This is a genomic window from Chryseobacterium sp. 6424 (assembly GCF_003692615.1).
Taxonomy (GTDB): domain Bacteria; phylum Bacteroidota; class Bacteroidia; order Flavobacteriales; family Weeksellaceae; genus Kaistella.
Window position 1 is genome coordinate 321,607 of sequence record NZ_CP023540.1, and the last position, 19,629, is coordinate 341,235.

General features: G+C 42.7%; 16 protein-coding genes and 1 pseudogene. All 17 read left to right on the forward strand.

Annotation, left to right across the window (positions count from 1 at the left end):
* Positions 1-1,081 precede the first annotated feature (1,081 nt).
* Positions 1,082-2,050, forward strand: a complete 969-nt coding sequence (locus CO230_RS01430) for an SDR family oxidoreductase (RefSeq protein WP_122026977.1) — start codon at positions 1,082-1,084, stop codon at positions 2,048-2,050.
* 55 nt (positions 2,051-2,105) lie between these two features.
* Positions 2,106-2,300 (forward strand): annotated as a pseudogene (locus CO230_RS01435) (NAD(P)-binding domain-containing protein); the annotation flags it as partial.
* Positions 2,301-2,723: 423 nt separating this feature from the next.
* Complete coding sequence (locus tag CO230_RS01440; protein WP_410492871.1) at positions 2,724-3,866, forward strand: nucleotide sugar dehydrogenase; 1,143 nt, start codon at positions 2,724-2,726, stop codon at positions 3,864-3,866.
* Between the two features lie 292 nt (positions 3,867-4,158).
* Entirely contained in the window at positions 4,159-4,935 is a 777-nt protein-coding gene (locus CO230_RS01445) for a polysaccharide biosynthesis/export family protein (protein WP_122026978.1), read from the forward strand.
* A 6-nt stretch (positions 4,936-4,941) separates the two neighbouring features.
* The gene (locus CO230_RS01450) at positions 4,942-7,284 is read left to right on the forward strand and encodes a GumC family protein (protein ID WP_122026979.1); all 2,343 of its coding nucleotides are present in this window, start codon (positions 4,942-4,944) and stop codon (positions 7,282-7,284) included.
* Entirely contained in the window at positions 7,284-8,258 is a 975-nt protein-coding gene (locus CO230_RS01455) for an SDR family oxidoreductase (protein WP_122026980.1), read from the forward strand. Before CO230_RS01450 ends, CO230_RS01455 begins: the two co-directional genes overlap by 1 nt.
* Positions 8,259-8,341: 83 nt before the next feature.
* The gene (locus tag CO230_RS01460) at positions 8,342-9,628 is read left to right on the forward strand and encodes a nucleotide sugar dehydrogenase (RefSeq protein ID WP_122026981.1); all 1,287 of its coding nucleotides are present in this window, start codon (positions 8,342-8,344) and stop codon (positions 9,626-9,628) included.
* Entirely contained in the window at positions 9,615-10,034 is a 420-nt protein-coding gene (locus CO230_RS01465) for a sugar 3,4-ketoisomerase (RefSeq protein WP_228438162.1), read from the forward strand. The genes CO230_RS01460 and CO230_RS01465 overlap by 14 nt, the downstream gene beginning before the upstream one ends.
* Positions 10,021-10,434, forward strand: a complete 414-nt coding sequence (locus CO230_RS01470) for a sugar 3,4-ketoisomerase (RefSeq protein WP_122026982.1) — start codon at positions 10,021-10,023, stop codon at positions 10,432-10,434. Before CO230_RS01465 ends, CO230_RS01470 begins: the two co-directional genes overlap by 14 nt.
* Positions 10,427-10,888, forward strand: a complete 462-nt coding sequence (locus tag CO230_RS01475; protein WP_122026983.1) for an acyltransferase — start codon at positions 10,427-10,429, stop codon at positions 10,886-10,888. The genes CO230_RS01470 and CO230_RS01475 overlap by 8 nt, the downstream gene beginning before the upstream one ends.
* 14 nt (positions 10,889-10,902) lie before the next feature.
* Positions 10,903-12,768: an acyltransferase family protein gene (locus tag CO230_RS01480; RefSeq protein ID WP_122026984.1), complete on the forward strand. Its 1,866-nt coding sequence runs from the start codon at positions 10,903-10,905 to the stop codon at positions 12,766-12,768.
* Entirely contained in the window at positions 12,755-13,861 is a 1,107-nt protein-coding gene (locus CO230_RS01485; RefSeq protein WP_122026985.1) for a DegT/DnrJ/EryC1/StrS family aminotransferase, read from the forward strand. Before CO230_RS01480 ends, CO230_RS01485 begins: the two co-directional genes overlap by 14 nt.
* Before the next feature lie 32 nt (positions 13,862-13,893).
* The gene (locus CO230_RS01490; protein ID WP_162989956.1) at positions 13,894-15,339 is read left to right on the forward strand and encodes an O-antigen translocase; all 1,446 of its coding nucleotides are present in this window, start codon (positions 13,894-13,896) and stop codon (positions 15,337-15,339) included.
* A complete protein-coding gene (locus CO230_RS01495; RefSeq protein ID WP_122026987.1) occupies positions 15,339-16,229 on the forward strand; it encodes a glycosyltransferase in 891 nt (296 codons plus the stop codon). Before CO230_RS01490 ends, CO230_RS01495 begins: the two co-directional genes overlap by 1 nt.
* A 6-nt stretch (positions 16,230-16,235) precedes the next feature.
* Positions 16,236-17,141, forward strand: coding sequence for a glycosyltransferase family 2 protein (locus CO230_RS01500; protein WP_122026988.1), 906 nt, complete (start codon positions 16,236-16,238; stop codon positions 17,139-17,141).
* Positions 17,141-18,259, forward strand: coding sequence for a glycosyltransferase family 4 protein (locus tag CO230_RS01505; protein WP_122026989.1), 1,119 nt, complete (start codon positions 17,141-17,143; stop codon positions 18,257-18,259). The genes CO230_RS01500 and CO230_RS01505 overlap by 1 nt, the downstream gene beginning before the upstream one ends.
* A 244-nt stretch (positions 18,260-18,503) precedes the next feature.
* Positions 18,504-19,628: an N-acetyl sugar amidotransferase gene (locus tag CO230_RS01510; protein ID WP_122026990.1), complete on the forward strand. Its 1,125-nt coding sequence runs from the start codon at positions 18,504-18,506 to the stop codon at positions 19,626-19,628.
* The last annotated feature ends 1 nt before the right edge of the window (position 19,629 follow it).

The following is a 19,629-nucleotide window of genomic DNA, read 5'->3' on the forward strand; positions in this document are numbered from 1 at the left end:
CTCACCAGTTGCGGTTGGCAAAAAGTATAGATTCTTTCAGAATGACATACTGTGTGCAAAAGGTAAGCGCTTCCTTTAACCATTCACCATTCACCATTTACCTACTCACCATTGCCATTTAAACACTCATCAATTGCCCCTTAAGCACTCCAGTTGTCACGCTGAAAGCGTCTCACCAGTTGAAGGTATTAAAAAAGTATAGATTCTTTCAGAATGACATATTGTGTGTAAGGGGTAAGCGTTCATTCATCATCACCATCACCATTGTCTCTTAAACACTCCAATGGTCACGCTGAAAGGGTCTCACCAGTTGCGGTTGGCAAAAAGTATAGATTCTTTCAGAATGACATATTGTGTGTAAGGGGTAAGCGTTCATTCATCATCACCATCACCATTCCCCCTTAAACACTCCAATGGTCACGCTGAAAGCGTCTCACCAGTTGAGGGTAGTAAAAAAATATAGATACTTTCAGAATGACATACTGTGTGAAAGATATAAGCGCTTCATTGCCCCTTCACCATTCCCCTTAAGCACTCCAATTGTCACGCTGAAAGCGTCTCACCAATTGCGGATGGTAACAACGGAGTATAAATTCTTTCAGAATGACCTACCGTGTGCAAGAGGTAAGCGTTCATTCATCGTCACCATCACCATTGCCCCTTAAACACTCTAATTGTCACGCTGAAAGCGTCTCACCAATTGTGGATGGTAAAAACGGAGTATAAATTCTTGCAGAATGACATACTGTGTGCAAAAGGAAAGCCTTTTCTTTACCATTCACCATTGCCCATTTATTATTCACCATCACCATTGCGCCTTAAGCAACTGTAGCTGTCACGCTACAAGAACTCATCACTGACATTAGAAAAGAGACGGCGAATAAACAGCGTCATAAAATTCCTTTTTTTCTTACCTTTAGACCCGAAATTGTAATGTGGCCATAGTTGTGGTCGGCATCCCGGATCAAAACTTAAGAAGGTGAGGAAACCTGTTAACTTCCAGCCTCTCATGTGTCCAACGGTTGTGACGGATAAGGTGTTATACCCGGAATCTGAAAAAGAAAATAGCATCAGTTTTAGAATGGCAAATATATTAATTACAGGTGGGGCAGGCTTTATAGGCTCCAATCTGTGCGATCGTTTCATCGCCAAAGGACATAAGATAACTTGTCTGGACAATTTTGCGACCGGCCACCGACACAATCTTGCCGAACTTTTGCAACACCCAGACTTTACCCTGATGGAAGGGGATATCCGCGACGCTGAAACATGCCAGCAAGCCTGCGAAGGACAAGACTATGTGCTGCACCAGGCCGCGCTGGGTTCTGTTCCGCGGTCGGTCAATGATCCGGTAACCAGCAATGCCGTAAACGTAGGGGGCTTCCTGAATATGCTGGTAGCGGCACGTGATACCAATGTTAAACGCTTCGTCTATGCCGCGTCATCGTCCACGTATGGCGACTCCGAAAGTCTGCCGAAAGTCGAAGACGTCATTGGCAAGCCGCTGTCACCGTATGCGGTGACCAAATACGTCAATGAACTTTATGCGGAGGTCTTTGCCAAGACGTATGGCATCGAATGCATTGGTTTGCGGTATTTTAACGTGTTTGGTCGTCGTCAGGACCCAAACGGGGCCTACGCCGCGGTGATTCCAAAGTTTGTGATCCAGCTGCTCCGACATCAGTCGCCCACGATTAACGGCACCGGCGATTATTCACGTGATTTCACCTATATCGACAATGTGATCCAGATGAATGAACGTGCGATGCTGACCGATAATCCGGAAGCGGTCAATACCGTGTACAATACCGCTGTGGGAGACCGTACCACGATTAATGACATGGCCCGGCTGCTCAAAGAGTACCTGTCTGCGTTCGATCCCAAAATCAAGGAAGTGGAAATCCTTTATGGGCCGGTACGTGCCGGTGATGTACCCCATTCGAAAGCCAGCATAGACAAAGCGGTCCAACTACTCGGTTATGCACCGAGCCATTCTTTCGCAACCGGACTTAAAGAAGCGGTGAACTGGTACTGGGATCAATTGAAGTAAAAAATTTCCCTGCATTCCATTCCAGCCAATACCTAAATAAACACAAATATAAATAATGACTTATAAAATCGCTGTGATCGGCCTCGGATATGTTGGCCTGCCGCTTGCCCGACTGTTTGCCACTAAATTTCCGGTAGTGGGTTTCGACATTAACCAGAGCAGGATTGATGAACTCCGCAACGGGACAGACACGACCCTCGAAGTCGAAGATGATCTCCTCCAGTCAGTCCTCCTCAACGAAAACCCCTTCACTGTCCTAGCGGGCACCGACGGTGTAGCGCCCAGTCATGGCGGAGAGCAGCCCTCAGGCATGCACAGTCATTGCGAAGTGCGACCGAAGGAAGCACTGAAGCAATCCCAGCAATCAGAAACCCCTATCCCTTGTCATGGCGGAGAGCAGCCCTCAGGTATGCACAGTCATGGAGAGGAGAGACCCGAAAACATAGTTAGCGACAAGCAATCATCGTCAGTCCCAACCCTTTGTCATTGTGAGGTGCGACCGAAGGAAGCGCCGAAGCAATCTCAGCAATCAGAAACCCCTGCCCATGGTCAAGGCGGAGAGCAGTCCTTAGATATGCACAGTCATTGCGAGGTGCGACCGAAGGAAGCACTGAAGCAATCCCAGCAATCAGAAGCCCCATCCCCCTGTCATTGCAGAGAGCAGCCCTCAGGTATGCACAGTCATTGCGAGGAGCGACCAACGGGAGCGAGGAAGCAATCTCAGTCCCAGGCGAAGCCAGGACTGTACTGTTCCACCTCCCTCACCGACATCGCCGGGGCCAACACCTACATCATCACCGTACCGACTCCCGTTGATAAAAATAACCGCCCGGACCTTACACCGCTGTACAAAGCCAGCGAAACCGTAGGCAAAGTCCTTAAAAAAGGCGATATCGTCATCTATGAATCGACCGTATATCCCGGAGCCACCGAGGAGGAATGCATCCCGGTACTTGAAAAAGTAAGCGGACTGACGTTCAATGAAGACTTCTTTGCCGGCTATTCCCCGGAGCGCATTAATCCCGGCGACAAGGAACATACAGTGGAGAAAATATTAAAAGTAACCTCCGGCTCCACGCCGGAGACCGGGAAGGTGGTCGATGGACTGTACCGCTCGGTCATTACCGCGGGTACCCATCTGGCTCCGACCATTAAAGTCGCTGAGACTGCCAAGGTCATTGAAAATTCACAGCGCGACATCAACATCGCTTTCGTCAACGAACTGGCCAAGATATTCAACCTGATGGACATTGATACCGATGCCGTACTCGAAGCGGCGGGCACCAAATGGAACTTCCTGCCCTTCCGTCCGGGATTGGTAGGCGGTCACTGTATTGGGGTGGATCCGTATTATCTGGCGCAGAAAGCCCAGGAGTACGGCTACCACCCGGAGATTATTCTGGCGGGGCGTCGGCTCAATGATTCCATGGGCGAGTATGTGGCATCACAGGTGGTGAAATGCATGATCAGGAATGGGATCAGCGTAAACGGTGCCGAGGTACTGATGCTGGGCATCACCTTCAAAGAAAACTGTCCGGATGTACGCAATACCAAGATTGTGGATGTGGTGGCTGCGTTGGAAGATTACAACGTCAGGGTGAGTATCTGTGATCCGTGGGCCAATCCCGAAGAGGTGAAACACGAATACGGCTTGGACTGTCAGCCTGAACTTACGAGAGAAGCCATCTACGATGCCATTGTACTCGGAGTCGCGCATAGGGAATTCCAAAACCTGGATTTGGAAAACCACAAAAAAGAGACAACAGTCGTCTATGATGTGAAAGGGATATTGGCGCAGGCAACCGCCAGATTATGATTCAGTCATGCCTGGTCTTAAGGAATGAGTAAAGTATCAGACAAGACGGAGAGGGTGAACACGATTCGATACGCGGCATCATGTTGAAAAAGGCGATTGCCGATAAATTTCAAACATCATGGCGTTATATGAGGAAGAGAAGCAATCCTCCACCAAATTCATCTGCGAACCCAAATCCATTATTCAGCACAAACCAAGGAACAAAGCGGGTGGCGTTAAAATACACAGGGGATAGAAGGAGAGGTGCCACCACATAACGAATTTTAATTATCTTTGCCCCCAATCTGTACTTATGAAACACGGCTTATTTTTACTTCTTATCATACTGGGGCTGGCTTCGTGCAAGCCAAAACAGAATATGGTATATATGTCCACAGGAAATTCCTCTGAAGAGATTGCCCAGGCAAAATATGAAGGAAACAGGATACAGGATAGCGATGTGCTGCTCATCATGGTATCTGCGCTGGATGAGCTGGCGGTAAGGCCCTTTAATCTGAGCACCATGACGGCCACAAACACTGAAGGCGGCGGGGGCGCTGGAGCTGCTCCAAGTGAGTATATAGTGAATGCGGACGGTTATATTCACTTTCCTGTTCTGGGTTCAATCTATGTAAGGGGAATGACCCATCAGCAGTTGCGTACCGATTTGGAGGGAAGGCTGAAGCGCTATCTGACAGAGCCCTTGGTTTCAGTCTCTTTAAAGAATTTTAACATCAGTGTTTTGGGCGAAGTAAAAAACCCTGGGCAGCATACAAGTACGACCCAGAAAGTGAATGTTTTTCAGGCCCTGGCACTTGCCGGAGACCTGACTGATAACAGCGACCGAACCAAAGTGAAACTCATCCGGGCCCAGGAAGGCGCGCCGGATCTGGTGGTGAACCTGGATTTGTCCAATGCAAATATTACCACCTCTCCTTACTACTACTTGCAGCAGAATGACATATTGTACGCGGAACCTGATACCAATAAACAGATTGCTGCCAATACAAACCCAAACAGGAACCTCTGGTTTCAGATAGGCGGCGCTGCTTTAGGTCTGCTCACGCTAATCATCAGCATAACCCGTTAGAATTTTATGGAATTACTTGAGCCAGTAAACGCTGCTAAAAAAAGTCCGCTGAATTTAAAAAAAGAAATCGCGAGATACCTGAAGAAATGGCCCTGGATGCTGCTGAGCCTCCTGTTGTTCTACATCGCGGCTAATGTATATTTACGCTACGCCACCGATGTCTATCTTACAAAATCCAGTGTACAGATTGAAAACATGGAAAAAGGAAGTCTGGGGGCCATTCAGAATATGGGGGCCGTACCGGTAATGTCGAAACAGGGTTCCGGGGTGGAAATCCCAATCATCCTTTCACGGCCCATCCTGTACGAAGTAGTAAAAACACTCAATGCCGATGTGCGGTTTACAGTAAAAGGTCAGGTAAAAGAAGTAGAGTTGTATGAGGAATCCCCAGTGGAAATACGCATCCTGAACCTTAAGGATGCGGCCGGTTTTAGCGGCCAGACTTTTACTTTTACCGCTAAAGGGAACACCTCTTTCGAATTAAAGTCAGCGGAGGGCAAGGCCTATCATTTTCCTTATAATACCGTATGTACACTGGATTTCGGAACCTTTACCGTAAAGCCGAAAGCAGGTTTCCGTGCGATACAGCCGATGCAAGTGCACTTTATGAACGCCATAAAGGTGGCCGAAGGTTTACAGGGTGCCATCACCATTACCGAAAATGAGCTGAATACGGAGATTCTTGAGCTTGCCCACAGAACGGAAGTGCCGGCCAAATCCCGCGAGCTGCTCAATACGCTGATCATGCAGTACAACAAAGCCGATCTGGAGAATAAAAGAGAACAGTCCAAAGTATCGCTGGCCTTTATTGATGAAAGGCTGGAGGTACTCACGCAGGACCTGGGCGGTATTGAAAGTCAGAAGGAAGGGTTTAAACGCCAGAACAAGATTGCCGATTTAGCGGTGCAGGCAGAAATGTCTTTGCAGAATGCGAACGAAAACACCAAGGCGCTGTTAGAGCAGGCCACCCAGTTGGAAATGGTGAATGCGGTGCTGAATGCGGCCAACCGAAGCAGCCGCGAGCAGCTGCTGCCGGCAGGTGTGGGACTTCCCGATGGCGTGGATCAGGCTGTTACCCAGTACAACGACCTGATCATCACACGCAACAGGACCTTAAGGCAGGCCACACCAGCCAACCCGGCGGTGCAGGAGTTAAATAAAGAAATCACCTCACTGAAGTCACTGATTCAGGAAAACCTGACGAAATCAAAGCAGTCGATTCAGATGAACATCGCGCGGCTGAACGGACAGCTGAACGAGTCCAAAACAGATATTGCCAAATTCCCTACCCAGGAAAAGATTTTCCGGAATATCGACCGGCAGCAGAACCTGAAGGAATCACTCTACCTGTACCTCCTTCAGAAAAAGGAGGAAACCTCCATTGCCATGGCGGTAACAATGCCTAAGGTGCGCGTCATCAATCCGGCTTATACCATTTCAGGCCCGGTGGAACCCCAAAGCCAGCAGATACTGCTCGGCAGCCTTTTGGTGGGGCTTCTTCTTCCGGTTCTGGTGCTGTACGGTATATTTGCCCTGGATACTCAGGTGAAATCCAAAAACGACATTACCGACCAGATGCCGGACCTGGCTGTACTGGCAGAAATACCGACCGTGGGCAAAGACGAAAGCGACCTTATTGGGAAAAATGACCTTTCTGTGTATGCGGAAGCGTTCCGGATACTGACTTCCAACCTGAAATTCATGGTGAAAAAGCAGGACATTGCTCCGGTATTTCTTTTTACCTCATCCGTAAAGGGAGAAGGCAAAACCACAATTTCCATTAACGCTGCCATGGCGCTAGCGTCCAATAAGAGAATTATCTTCATTGGGGCGGACCTCCGAAATCCGCAGCTGGGACGCTACGTGCCCAAAACCTATCTCGGGTTGTCGGATTATCTTGCGCAGGACGATCCGGAAAATTACCGTAAATTTATCCGGCAGTCCGACCTCCATGCCAATCTGGACATCATGCAGAGCGGCAGTATACCGCCCAATCCTACCGACCTGCTCGAAGATGAAAAGCTGGGTCTGCTCCTTGACAGGCTGAAGAAAGAATATGATTATATACTGATAGATTCGGCGCCGATGATGATGGTCAGCGATTCCTTCCACATATTGCGATTTGCAGACGTGGTCATTTATGTGGTTAGGGCAAACTATACAGAGAAGGAACTTCTGAATTATGCCAAAACTGTTGCTGAAGACGAAAATGTGAAGAAGATGGCCTTTGTCCTGAATGACGTTCATAAGAATGAAATGCGCTACGGCTATGGCGGAAAATACAGTTATGGTTATACCGCGGAAAAAGAAAGAAAAGGTTTTTTTGATTTTCTCAAAAGAAATAATTAATGAAAAAAGTACTCGTTACCGGTGGAGCCGGTTTCATAGGTTCTAATTTGAGTGAAGCTCTCATTACACAGGGTTATCAGGTGAGATGCCTGGATAATTTTGCGACCGGTAAAAGGGAAAATTTGACAGAGCTTCTGAAATCAAAAAGATATGAACTGATTGAAGGGGATATCCGCAATTTTGAAACATGTCTCCAGGCCTGTGAAGGGATAGACTATGTGCTGCACCAGGCCGCACTGGGTTCGGTTCCCCGCTCGATCAATGATCCCATTACAAGCAATGAAGTTAATGTAGAGGGATTTCTTAATATGCTGAAAGCTGCATCCGAGAACAATGTTAAACGGTTTGTCTACGCGGCCAGCTCGTCCACCTATGGAGATTCCACCGCATTGCCGAAAGTGGAGGAAAAAATAGGCAAGCCGCTGTCACCGTACGCGGTAACGAAGCTGGTCAACGAAATCTATGCGGATGTGTTCCATCGTACTTACGGAATTGACACCATCGGACTTCGCTATTTTAATGTTTTTGGCAGAAAACAGGATCCAAACGGCGCTTATGCGGCGGTTATTCCCAAGTTTACGATGCAGCTGATGAACTATGAATCTCCGGTAATCAATGGTGACGGCACTTATTCCCGAGATTTCACCTATATCGATAATGTGATCCAGATGAATTTGCTTGCGATGGAAACGGATAATACAGAAGCACTAAACGAAGTTTACAATACTGCTGTTGGCGACCGCACAACGATTAAGGATATGGCTGAACTGCTGAAAAAATACCTCAGTGAATTTGATCCGAAAATTGGTGAGGTGGAAATTAAAAACGGTCCTAACCGTCAGGGAGATGTACCGCACTCGAAGGCAAGCATCGAGAAAGCCCAGCAACTCCTCGGCTACCAACCCAGCCACAAATTTGCAAAAGGTTTGAAAGAAGCAGTGGCGTGGTACTGGGAAAATTTAAAAAAAGTCTGACCGTTCGAACACTGTAAAAACACACGGTCATTTCTTTCCCATAAGTAAGACGTGAAATTTTCAAAAAAATAAAAAAAACAGGAATGAACCATAAAATAGCCGTCATCGGTCTTGGATATGTTGGATTGCCACTGGCGCGACTGTTCGCGACCAGGTTTCCGGTCGTAGGATTCGATATCAATACGGAGAGAGTACAGGAACTGGCAGACGGGCATGATGCGACGCTTGAAGTTTCAGACGAACTTCTCCAGTCTGTCCTTCTCGCAGATAGTCCTTTTAATTCCGGGAAAAACGGGCTTCTTTGCTCTGCAGACACTGCGGATATCGAAGATGCGGATATCTACATCATTACCGTGCCTACTCCGGTGGACAAAAATAACCGCCCGGTGCTTACCCCTTTGATAAAAGCCAGTGAAACCGTTGGCAAAGTGATAAAAAAGGGCGATATTGTGGTGTACGAATCTACAGTTTATCCCGGAGCAACTGAAGAAGACTGTATTCCTGTCGTGGAAAAAATTTCCGGCCTGAAATACAATGTAGATTTCTTCGCGGGCTACTCCCCCGAAAGAATTAATCCCGGCGACAAAGAACATACGGTAGAAAAAATTCGGAAAGTCACTTCAGGCTCCACGCCCGAAATCGGGAAAGTGGTGGATGATCTGTACAAAGCAGTGATTACTGCCGGAACGCATCTTGCGCCGTCCATCAAAGTTGCGGAAGCGGCTAAGGTGATTGAAAATTCCCAGCGCGATATCAACATTGCCTTTGTGAATGAGCTGGCGAAAATTTTCAACCTCATGGATATTGATACCCATGCGGTACTGGAAGCAGCAGGCACCAAATGGAACTTCCTTCCTTTTAAACCGGGCTTGGTGGGCGGTCATTGCATTGGGGTAGATCCTTATTATCTGGCACAGAAAGCGCAGGAGTACGGTTACCACCCGGAAATAATTCTCGCGGGAAGAAGACTGAACGACTCCATGGGGAAATATGTGGCAGAGCAGGTTATAAAGACAATGATTAAAAAGGATATTCCGGTGAAAGGAGCCGGGGTGCTGATGCTGGGGATTACTTTTAAAGAAAACTGTCCGGATGTCCGGAATACCAAAATAGTAGATGTCATTGCAGCGCTGGAGGATTTTGGAGTGAAGGTTACCACTTATGATCCATGGGCTGATCCTGCAGAGGTAAATTATGAATACGGTGTGCACAGCTGCACAGAAATACCTCAGCATACATTTGATGCAGTGGTATTAGGCGTAGCTCACAAAGAATTTGTTGATCTGGATATCAGTTCCCTGAAAAAGCCGAATGCTGCAGTCTTTGATGTAAAAGGCATTCTTAAAGAGAAAGCAGATGCAAAATTATAAGATGGAACCTAAACTGATTGACCTTCCCAAAATTATTGACAAAAGAGGTAATCTATCATTTTTTGAGCATCCACAGCAGCTTCCATTTCAAATTACCAGAACTTACTGGATTTATGATGTGCCCGGTGGAGAATCCCGCGGAAGCCATGCTTTCAAAGAACAGCAGGAATTTATTGTAGCATTGTCCGGAAGTTTTGATGTCGTGCTTCACGATGGAAGCCGGGAAATAAAATTTTCATTAAACCGTTCCTATTACGGACTTCTTGTACCGAAAATGTACTGGCGCCGCGTGGAAAATTTTTCAACCAACTCTTTGGCGCTGATTGTTTCAGATAAAAAATTTAACGCCGGAGATTATATCCGCGATTTTGATGAATTTAAAAAATTGAGATATGTTCACCGTTGAAGACTGTAAAATTGTAGAGCTGCCTATCGTTCACAACGATGCCGGCAATATTACGGTTCTAGAAAATGGAGAAAATATACCATTTGAAATCAAAAGAGTATATTATCTCTACGATGTTCCGATGGGGGCGGAGAGGGGCGGACACGGACATTATGAGCTTCAGCAGTACATTATTGCGGCCAGTGGTTCCTTTACCTTTGTGTTGGACGATGGTAAAAATAAAAAAGAAGTTTTTCTGAACCATCCGAATAAGGCGCTGCATATTGTTCGGGGAATCTGGCGCGAAATGAAGGATTTTTCCAGCGGAAGCGTCTGTTTGGTACTGGCTTCTATGGAATATACCGAAGAAGATTATATGCGAACTTATGATGAATTTTTAAATTACAGAAAAAATGGCTAAAATTCATCCTTTGGCAGATGTGCAGACGGAAAAAATTGGTGAAAGTACCTCTGTTTGGCAGTATTGCGTCATTCTGAAAAATGCAGAAATCGGCGAAGGCTGCAATATCAACTGTCAGGTTTTCATTGAAAACGATGTGAAAATCGGTGATAATGTCACTATTAAACCCGGTGTTCAGATTTGGGATGGTGTTACTTTGGAGGACAATGTTTTTATCGGTCCGAATGTAACGTTCACCAACGATCTGATGCCACGTTCTAAAGTATATCCAGAAGTCTTCGCTAAAACCTTGGTGAAAAAGGGCGCATCCATTGGTGCCAACGCGACCATTATTGCCGGAAATACTATCGGTGAAAATGCCATGATCGGAGCCGGAAGCGTAGTAACAAAGGATGTTCCTGCCAATGAAATATGGATGGGGAATCCCGCGAAATTCTATAAAAAAATTAATTAAGAACTTCTTCTGATATGGCTTTACGACAAGATTTCCGTTACGACATTTCTTTTTTAAGAATTATTGCGGTATTTGCTGTCGTATTTTTTCATTTTCAGCTGCCTTTTTTTAGTGGTGGTTTTTCGGGAGTGGATATCTTTTTCGTGATTTCGGGATTTCTAATGACCAAGATTATTCTAAATGGTTACGACCGGAATAATTTTAATTTACTCGCATTTTACGGTAAACGGCTTCAGCGTATTTTTCCTGCATTAATAGGAATGGTTGCCGTGTTTTTTGCAGTAGTTTACTTTCTTACACCTTTGCAGCTACTGGCATACAGTCGAACGGCAGTTCAGAGCCTTCTTTTTATTTCGAATATATATTTTTATAATCATACCGGTTATTTTCAGGAATCAGCTCATAATAATTATCTGCTACATACCTGGTCGCTTTCGGTAGAATGGCAATTTTATCTGATTTATCCCCTAATACTTTTGCTCGTACAGAAATCAGGTAAACAAGCAAGACTTCTTTTTCTTTTATCAGCTTCCCTTGTTTCTTTCTTAATCATGCTGTATATCGGAAGGTATGACAAAAGCCCTGCATTCTTTCTTTTACCGGCACGCGCGTGGGAAATGATGGCGGGCGGAATTGCTTTACTGGTTTCAGATTATGTAAAAAAACTGCCTAAACCTGTGCTTTATACGCTTTATTTTGGCAGTTTTTTAACGCTATTATATTTTGTTTTTAAAGCCAATTCTTTCTTTTGGCCGGCTTATGACACACTTTTTCCTACCTTAGCTACTGCATTTATTATCAGTGCGGATCTGGATTTTAAGATTCTGAGAAGCAAAGTTGTTAAATATTTTGGAGATATTTCTTACTCGTTATACCTTTATCATTGGCCTCTTTTTGTATTAAGCCTGTTTCTTGGCAAGAGTTTCCAGTTAACGGATAAGGCATTTTTCATTGGATTGTCCATAATTGCTGCTGCCATTTCTTATCAGTTTGTTGAAAAAAGAAATTACAGTAACTGTAATAAAACTATTTTAGCTGTTATAACGGTTCTGGTTCTGTTCTTCCTGCTTTTTACTCCTGTTACAAAACAAATTCTAAAGGACAATTATACGCTGGCTTCTGTTGAATTAGATTATCCAAAAAGTGACGCCGCAAACGAACAGTATCTTATGGAAAAGCGACATTTTATGAGTACACAAACTCTATCCGAATTTCCATATGATGAACTTGAAAAGCCTTCCAAAAGTAAAAAAAACATTATTCTTTTAGGTGATAGCCATGCTGGAATGTTTTCACAGACCGTGCGTAAGATTTGTGAAAAAAATAATTGGAATCTAATACAGATTACGGCAGATGCGACTTATCCGATGCCAGAATCTCCAAGCCTTTTTAAAGGTCCTGTGGAGTATTTCAATTGGTTTTATTCTTCTTATTTACCAGTCAATCAATCTGATATTGACATGGTTTTAATGAATATTAATTATGTTGGGTATAGCAAAGAAGATATTTTAAAAAAAACAGCCAACACTTCTTCATTTTTTACACAAAAAAATATCCCTGTTATTTATATTGGTCTTACTAAGAGGTATGCTATTTCGTTTCCTTCATATTATTATGCCACTAGAATTCAAGATAAATTTTTTGGGAATCAAAAAATTTTTGACAAGAGTTATTCGGAAACTAATGCTGCCTTAGCAAAGCAGTTTAATGATTATTATATCGATATTTATAGCCGTCCTGTAAAAGAAATATCACTAGATAAAATACCTTACATATATGATTCCAACCATTTAACTTTTTATGGTACTGAACTTTACAGTAGTATAATTGAAGGCAGGATAAAAGAATTTTTTAAAAAACAGAATAATGAAGCAAATTAAATTTCTCGATTTACAGAAAATAAATCTTGCACATCAGCAGGAAATTGAAGAACGCCTTTTAAATACCTTCCAAAGCGGTTGGTATCTTTTGGGGAATGAAGCGAAAACGTTTGAGGAAAACCTGAAGAATTATATAGGAGCAAAAGATGTAATTGGAGTGGCCAACGGTCTGGACGCGCTGCGCCTTATTTTGCGTGCTTATATGGAAATGGGCGTGATGAAAGCAGGGGATGAAATTATTGTGCCTGCCAATACTTATATTGCATCAGTTCTGGCTGTTTCAGATAACGGCCTCGTTCCGGTTTTTGTAGAGCCTGATGATTCCACATTCAATATCGATCTGAACAAAATTGAAGAAAAGATTTCGGAAAAAACAAAAGGCATTATGATTGTGCATTTGTATGGTCGTGCAGTATTTTCTGAAGACCTGAAAAAACTGGCCGAAAAATATTCCCTGAAAATCATTGAAGACAATGCACAGGCAATTGGAGCCGTATGGAACGGCAAGAAAACCGGAAATCTGGGCGATGCTGCCGGTTTCAGTTTTTATCCTGGAAAAAATCTGGGCGCTTTGGGCGACGGTGGCGCGGTTTCCTGCAACGATGAAGAACTCGGTAAAACCATTCGCGCTTTGGCTAATTACGGCTCCAACCAGAAATATGTGAACATCTATAAAGGTTTGAATTCCCGTCTGGATGAAATTCAGGCGGCCGTATTAGATGTGAAACTAAAATACATCAATGCGGAAAACGACAGTAGAAGAGCAATTGCGGAACGCTATATCGCAGAGATTAAAAATCCAACAATCATTTTACCTGAACTTCCCGAAAATCCAGCAGAACATGTTTGGCATTTGTTCGTGGTGCGTTCGGAAAATCGGGATCAACTGATAAATGATCTTTTGGAAAAAGGCATCCAGACCTTAATTCATTACCCGATACCTCCGCACAAACAGAAGGCTTACGAGGAATATAACGGTCTTTCTTTTCCTGTTACCGAGAAAATTCATGAGGAAGTATTGAGTCTGCCGATCAGTCCGGTGATGTCGGATGAGGAAGTGCAGAAAGTAATTGCTGTGCTTAATTCGTTGTAATGTCCGACCAAAAATCCTCATACCGTCAAATTATGAAAGCAACCTCTATTTTTGGAGGGGTGCAGGTTTTTAATATTCTCATCCAGTTGGTGCGTTCCAAAGTAGTGGCGGTGCTGTTAGGGCCGGCCGGGATGGGAATCATGGGTTTGTTTCAGACTGCTTTAGCCCTGGTTTCGTCCGCTACCAATTTTGGTTTGGGAACCAGTGCTGTACGGGATATTTCCGAAGCAGCCACGTCGGATGATGAGGAGAAGATTGCCCAAACCGTCGGTGTTTTCAGAAAACTGGTATGGTTTACGGGCGGCTTAGGGCTGGTGCTCACGGCTGTGCTGGCACCGCTGCTCAGCAAAATCACATTTGGGAATTACGATTACACGTATGCCTTTATCATTCTTGCACTAACGCTGCTTGCGGGGCAGCTGTCATCGGGTCAGCTGGTTTTGCTGCAGGGCCTTCTGAAAATAAAGCTCTTGGCCAAAGCCAATATTATAGCTTCCCTTGCCGGGCTTATCGCTTCCCTGCCTTTATTCTGGTTTTTTGGAACGCAGGGTATTGTTCCTGCACTGGTTGTTATCGCGGTAATTACGCTAGCTATAGAATATTATTATGCCAGCAGGATTAAGATAAGAAGTTCAGCAGTTACTGTAGCACAGGCATTGGTAAAAGGAAAAGGGATGCTGAAAATGGGTTTCCTAATTTCACTCAGTGGTTTAATTACCGTTGCCGCATCGTATGTGGTCAGAATTTTTATTTCCAATACCGGAACACTCGAAGACGTAGGCTTGTTCAGTGCGGGTTTTGCGATTATCGGAACCTATGTAGGGTTGGTATTCAGTGCCATGGGCACAGATTATTATCCAAGATTATCGGCTGTAAATCACGACATGAAGCAGGCCTCCGAACTCATTATTCAACAGGCTGAAATAGCCGTCATCATTCTGGCCCCCCTTGTGGTAATATTTATGATTTTTATCGACTGGATTACTGTTCTTATCTACTCGCAAAAGTTTCTTCCCATCTCTGGCATGGTGCACTGGGCAATGTTGGGGATTTTGTTTAAAGCCGTTAGTTGGGCGGTGGCTTTTTTATTTTTGGCTAAGGCAGATTCTAAAATATATTTCTGGAACGAACTGGTTGCCAATATATATCTGTTATTGCTGAACTGTGCGGGTTATTACTGGCTGGGGCTCAAAGGGCTCGGAATTAGTTTTATGGTCAGCTATTTACTGTACCTGATTCAGGTAGTTTTGATTACCCGGCTTAGGTATGGGATGTACATATCGCCACGTTTTTTTTTAATGGTTGCAGGATTTATGGTGCAGGCTGCATCTGGTTTTGCAATTGCGCATTATCTTGAAAGCTGGCCACGCTATATTGCCGGTATGGTGATTATAGGAATAACTGCAACTTTATCGCTGGTTCTGCTGAACCGCAGGATGCCCTTGTTGAATATGATAAAGACCAAAATAAAAAAATAATGAAAGACAGGAATCCTTTGGTATCGATAATTGTCGTTACCTACAACTCTGCAAAATATGTTTTGGAAACATTGGAAAGTGCAAAAGCACAAACCTATCCAAATATTGAACTGATTGTTTCAGATGATGGTTCTCAGGATAATACAATAAAACTATGTAAAGAATGGTTAAGGCAAAATGAAAAACGATTTATCTATTGTGAATTAATTTCTGTAGAAAAAAATACAGGTACTCCAGCAAATTGTAATCGAGGAGTACTTGCAAGCAGTGGGAAATGGATTAAAATTATTGCAGGTGATGATATTTTGCACAATGATGCAATTTCGTCACTATTAAATTTTGCGATTGTGAGCAAAAATAAATTTGTAGTTTCAGATGTAACCTTTTTTAATGAGAAAGGAATCATAGAAAAAGATATTAATAGCCGCGAAATACATCATTTTTTTTTCAAAGAAAAAGTAAAGGATAAGTACAAGAGTTTTTTGCGTTACAGTGTTTTTTTGCTTGCTCCCACTTTCTTTTATGCGAGAGAAGTTTATGACAAAAATGGTGGCTTCGATGAAGAATGTAAGCTGGTAGAAGACAGGTCGTTTATCTTAAAAACACTTGGAAATGGAATCAATATTGAATTCTTAAATAAAAAAACAGTTAAATACAGGGTATTTTATTCGGAAATGAGTCCTGAAAAAAAACGCTTGCTCGATAATGATCAGATTATATGTAATAATAAATATGTTCTACCGGTGTTGAAAAAGGGCAATATTAAAGATTCAGTCTTTTTTGCTGTTATATATTGTTTAAATTATGCAAAAAAAAGGAGCGATGGCAATATCACTTTTTTGGAAAAGTTAGTTAGTAAAATATATCACCATATTCGTTTTTTTAGTTAGAGAATTATGCAACCTCTAGTAACAATAATCACACCTTCTTATAACCATGCGCGATATTTAGAAAATACCGTGCAAAGCGTGCTGAACCAAACCTATCCTAATATAGAGTATATTATCATCGACGATGGTTCTTCTGATAATTCGCACGATGTTATTAAGGCATTGGCAGAGAAATATCCCCAAATAAAATATGTACTTCACAAAGAAAACAAAGGACACCTCCGCATTAATGAGGGTGTAAAGATGGCGCAAGGAGACTACATCTCCATCCTTTCATCAGACGACTGGTATCTGCCGGAAAAAATTGAAAAACAGATCAAAAAATTTCAGGAACTTGATGATTCGTATGGTGTTGTATATAGCGCTGGCTATCGTTATTATGAAGATACAAAAGAAATGCTGGAACCCTTCACGAATAAAATCATGAGAAAAGGTAATATCCTGAAAAATCTTCTGACGGAACCTTTTTTTATTTATCCTATCTCTCCGCTAATAAAAAAGGAATGCCTTGTGAAGTATCCTTTCCTTCCGGGTTACCGGGCTGAAGGTGAGGCTGTCTATTTTAGAATCGCAATGAAGTACAAGTTTGATTTTGTCGATGAACCATTGGTTGTTATGAGGGACCATTCAGGAAATACAGGTAAAGACTTATACAGAATGCATAGTGATAATATCAGTTTATTAACCAATTTGTCAAATTTGTCTGACTTTCCTACAGATTTACGAGGAGTTATTAATGACAAAATTGGAGATACTTATTTTTATAATGGATGGCAGATGCTCAGAAATTATAATGACAGGCATGGTCTTTCACTTATTTATTGTGCATTGAATTTCAATAAAGGTAAACTTATCAATCCACGATTTTTACTCTCTCATTTACTTTTTCTAACAGCGAGAAAGAAACTATAATGAAAATTCTATACGTGATAGAATCTTTGGGAAATGGTGGTGCAGAACGTGTTTTGCTCAACATTCTGGTTGTCCTGCAGAGAGAGGGGCACGAATGCCATGTTGCAACCCTATTTGATGATGATTTGCTTTTAAAGGAATTTACGGAAAATAATATTACAGTTCACGAGCTTAAAATCGGAAACCGGTGGAATATAGTGGCAGCACTTTCCGGCCTTAGAAATCTGCAGCATCAATATAAGTTTGATATTCTTCATGCCCATCTTTTTTTTGCTCACCTTTATACTGGATTACTGAAACGGCTATTTTTGCCCCGGCTTAAGACCGTGGTCACTTTCCATAATATGGGTTATGATGCAGATCCACCAGACAATTTGTACCGTAAAATCCGCCTTAAACTTGACTCGTATATTATTAACAACTGCTTTAATAGAAAAATTGCGGTAAGCAATGCCGTAAAATTACATTTCAAAAAGTTTTTAAAGTCAAAAGACATTAAGATTATTTATAATGCGTTCCCGATCAAAAATATGTTCGCAATGACGTCCGGACTTGCTGATTCTCCTGAAATATTCAAAAAATACCGGTTCAATATTGTTATTCCGGGCAGGTTGGTAAAAGAGAAAGGCCATAAATATATTTTTGAAGCGCTGCCTTTGCTCAATAAAAAGTTTCCGGATACAGGCTATTTCATAGCAGGTGATGGACCTTCACGGGGTGAGTTGGAAAATGAAGTACAAAAATTTGAAAATGTAAAACTTTTAGGGAGGCTGGAACAGAAAATACTCTTCGAACACCTGTTGGCAGCAGATTTGGTAGTAATTCCTTCTCTTTCTGAAGGTTTTGGGATGGTTGTTGGAGAGGCAATGGCATTGGGTAAAGCAGTTGTAACAACTAATGTTGGCGGTATTCCTGATATTGTGGATAATGGAATTAACGGCATAATGGTGAATCCCGGAGATGCTGAAATGCTGGCTGAAGCCATTGCGGATCTTTTGGACAATCCCGGAAAAATAAAAAATTTAGAGCGCGAAGCTTCTCTAAAATCGAGAAATTTTGATGTTGATAATGTGGCTGCGGAATTGATTAATGTATATGAAAATTTGATTCAGAAATGATTGCCATCTAAAAAACAACAATATTTTTTTAATGAAAATGCTGAAAAAGGAGATAATAGCATACGAAGATTTCAGGCGGGTAATTTTGTACTGAATATTTTTGTTTTTGTAAAATAAAAGATTTATTTTTTGGAATAATTAAAAAGGAAGCTGTTTATTAAGACTGATTACGATTTCCCTGTATTTCTCATAATATAGATTGCTTCGATTTATACATATTCCTACAATGAAAAAAAAATATTGAATGACAAATAAATATCAGCAGTGTACGCGCTGCGTAATGGATACTACAGATCCTGAAATTCACTTTTCAGAGGAAGGTTTTTGCAACCATTGTTCTGATTTTCTGACAAAAAGTAAAGAATTCGAAATGCGGTATAGCCGGAGTAGAATGGCGAATGTTGTTAAAGCCATGAAGAAGGCAGGAGCGAAATCAAAGTATGACTGCGTTTTAGGCATAAGTGGAGGAGTGGACAGCTGTTATACAGCATTAATGCTCAAAAAATTGGGAATCAGGGTTTTATTGGTTCATTTGGATAACGGTTGGAATGCTGAAAAAGCTGTTGATAATATACAGCATACGGCAGATAAATTAGGATTTGATCTTCATATTTGCAATGTTGACCGAGAATCATTTCGTGATCTGCAGCTCGCATTTTTAAAAGCGTCAGTGGTGGAAGCAGAGACTCCAACAGATATGGCTATTTTGGGTGCGGTGCATAAAGTTGCCCATCAAAACAATGTAAAGTTCATCATCAGCGGCGGTAATTTTGAATCCGAGGGTATTCTGCCAAAAAGCTGGCATTATAATGCAAAAGATATGAAATATCTCACGGCAATACACCGTAAGTTCGGCAACAAAAAATTAAAAGATTTTTATACTTTCGGCATCACCGATGAAATTTTTTATAAATTTTACAGAGGAATCAAAATGGTATATTTTCTTAGTTACTTCAATTACGATAAGGAAGCAGCAAAGCAAACCCTGCGCTCCGAACTGGGTTGGCAGGAATACGGTGGCAAACATCATGAATCGCTCTATACCAAGTTTATCCAGAGCTATCTGCTGCCCGTTAAATTTAATATTGATTACCGGAAAGCAACGTTCTCCAGCTTAATCTGTGCAGGGAAAATGACGCGCGAGGAAGCGATGGCGGTTCTGCAGACACCTCCATATGATAAAGATAACATAGACGCCCAACTGGATGCCGTCGCCTCAAAACTCGGTATTACCCGGCAGGAACTGGACGTTCTGGTAAAGGCTCCCGCTAAAAATTACCGCGATTACCCCAATGACGACGGAAAACTCAACCAACTCTACAGGATTTACAACACTTTTTTTAATAAACGCTTTATCCCAGCAACCTAAA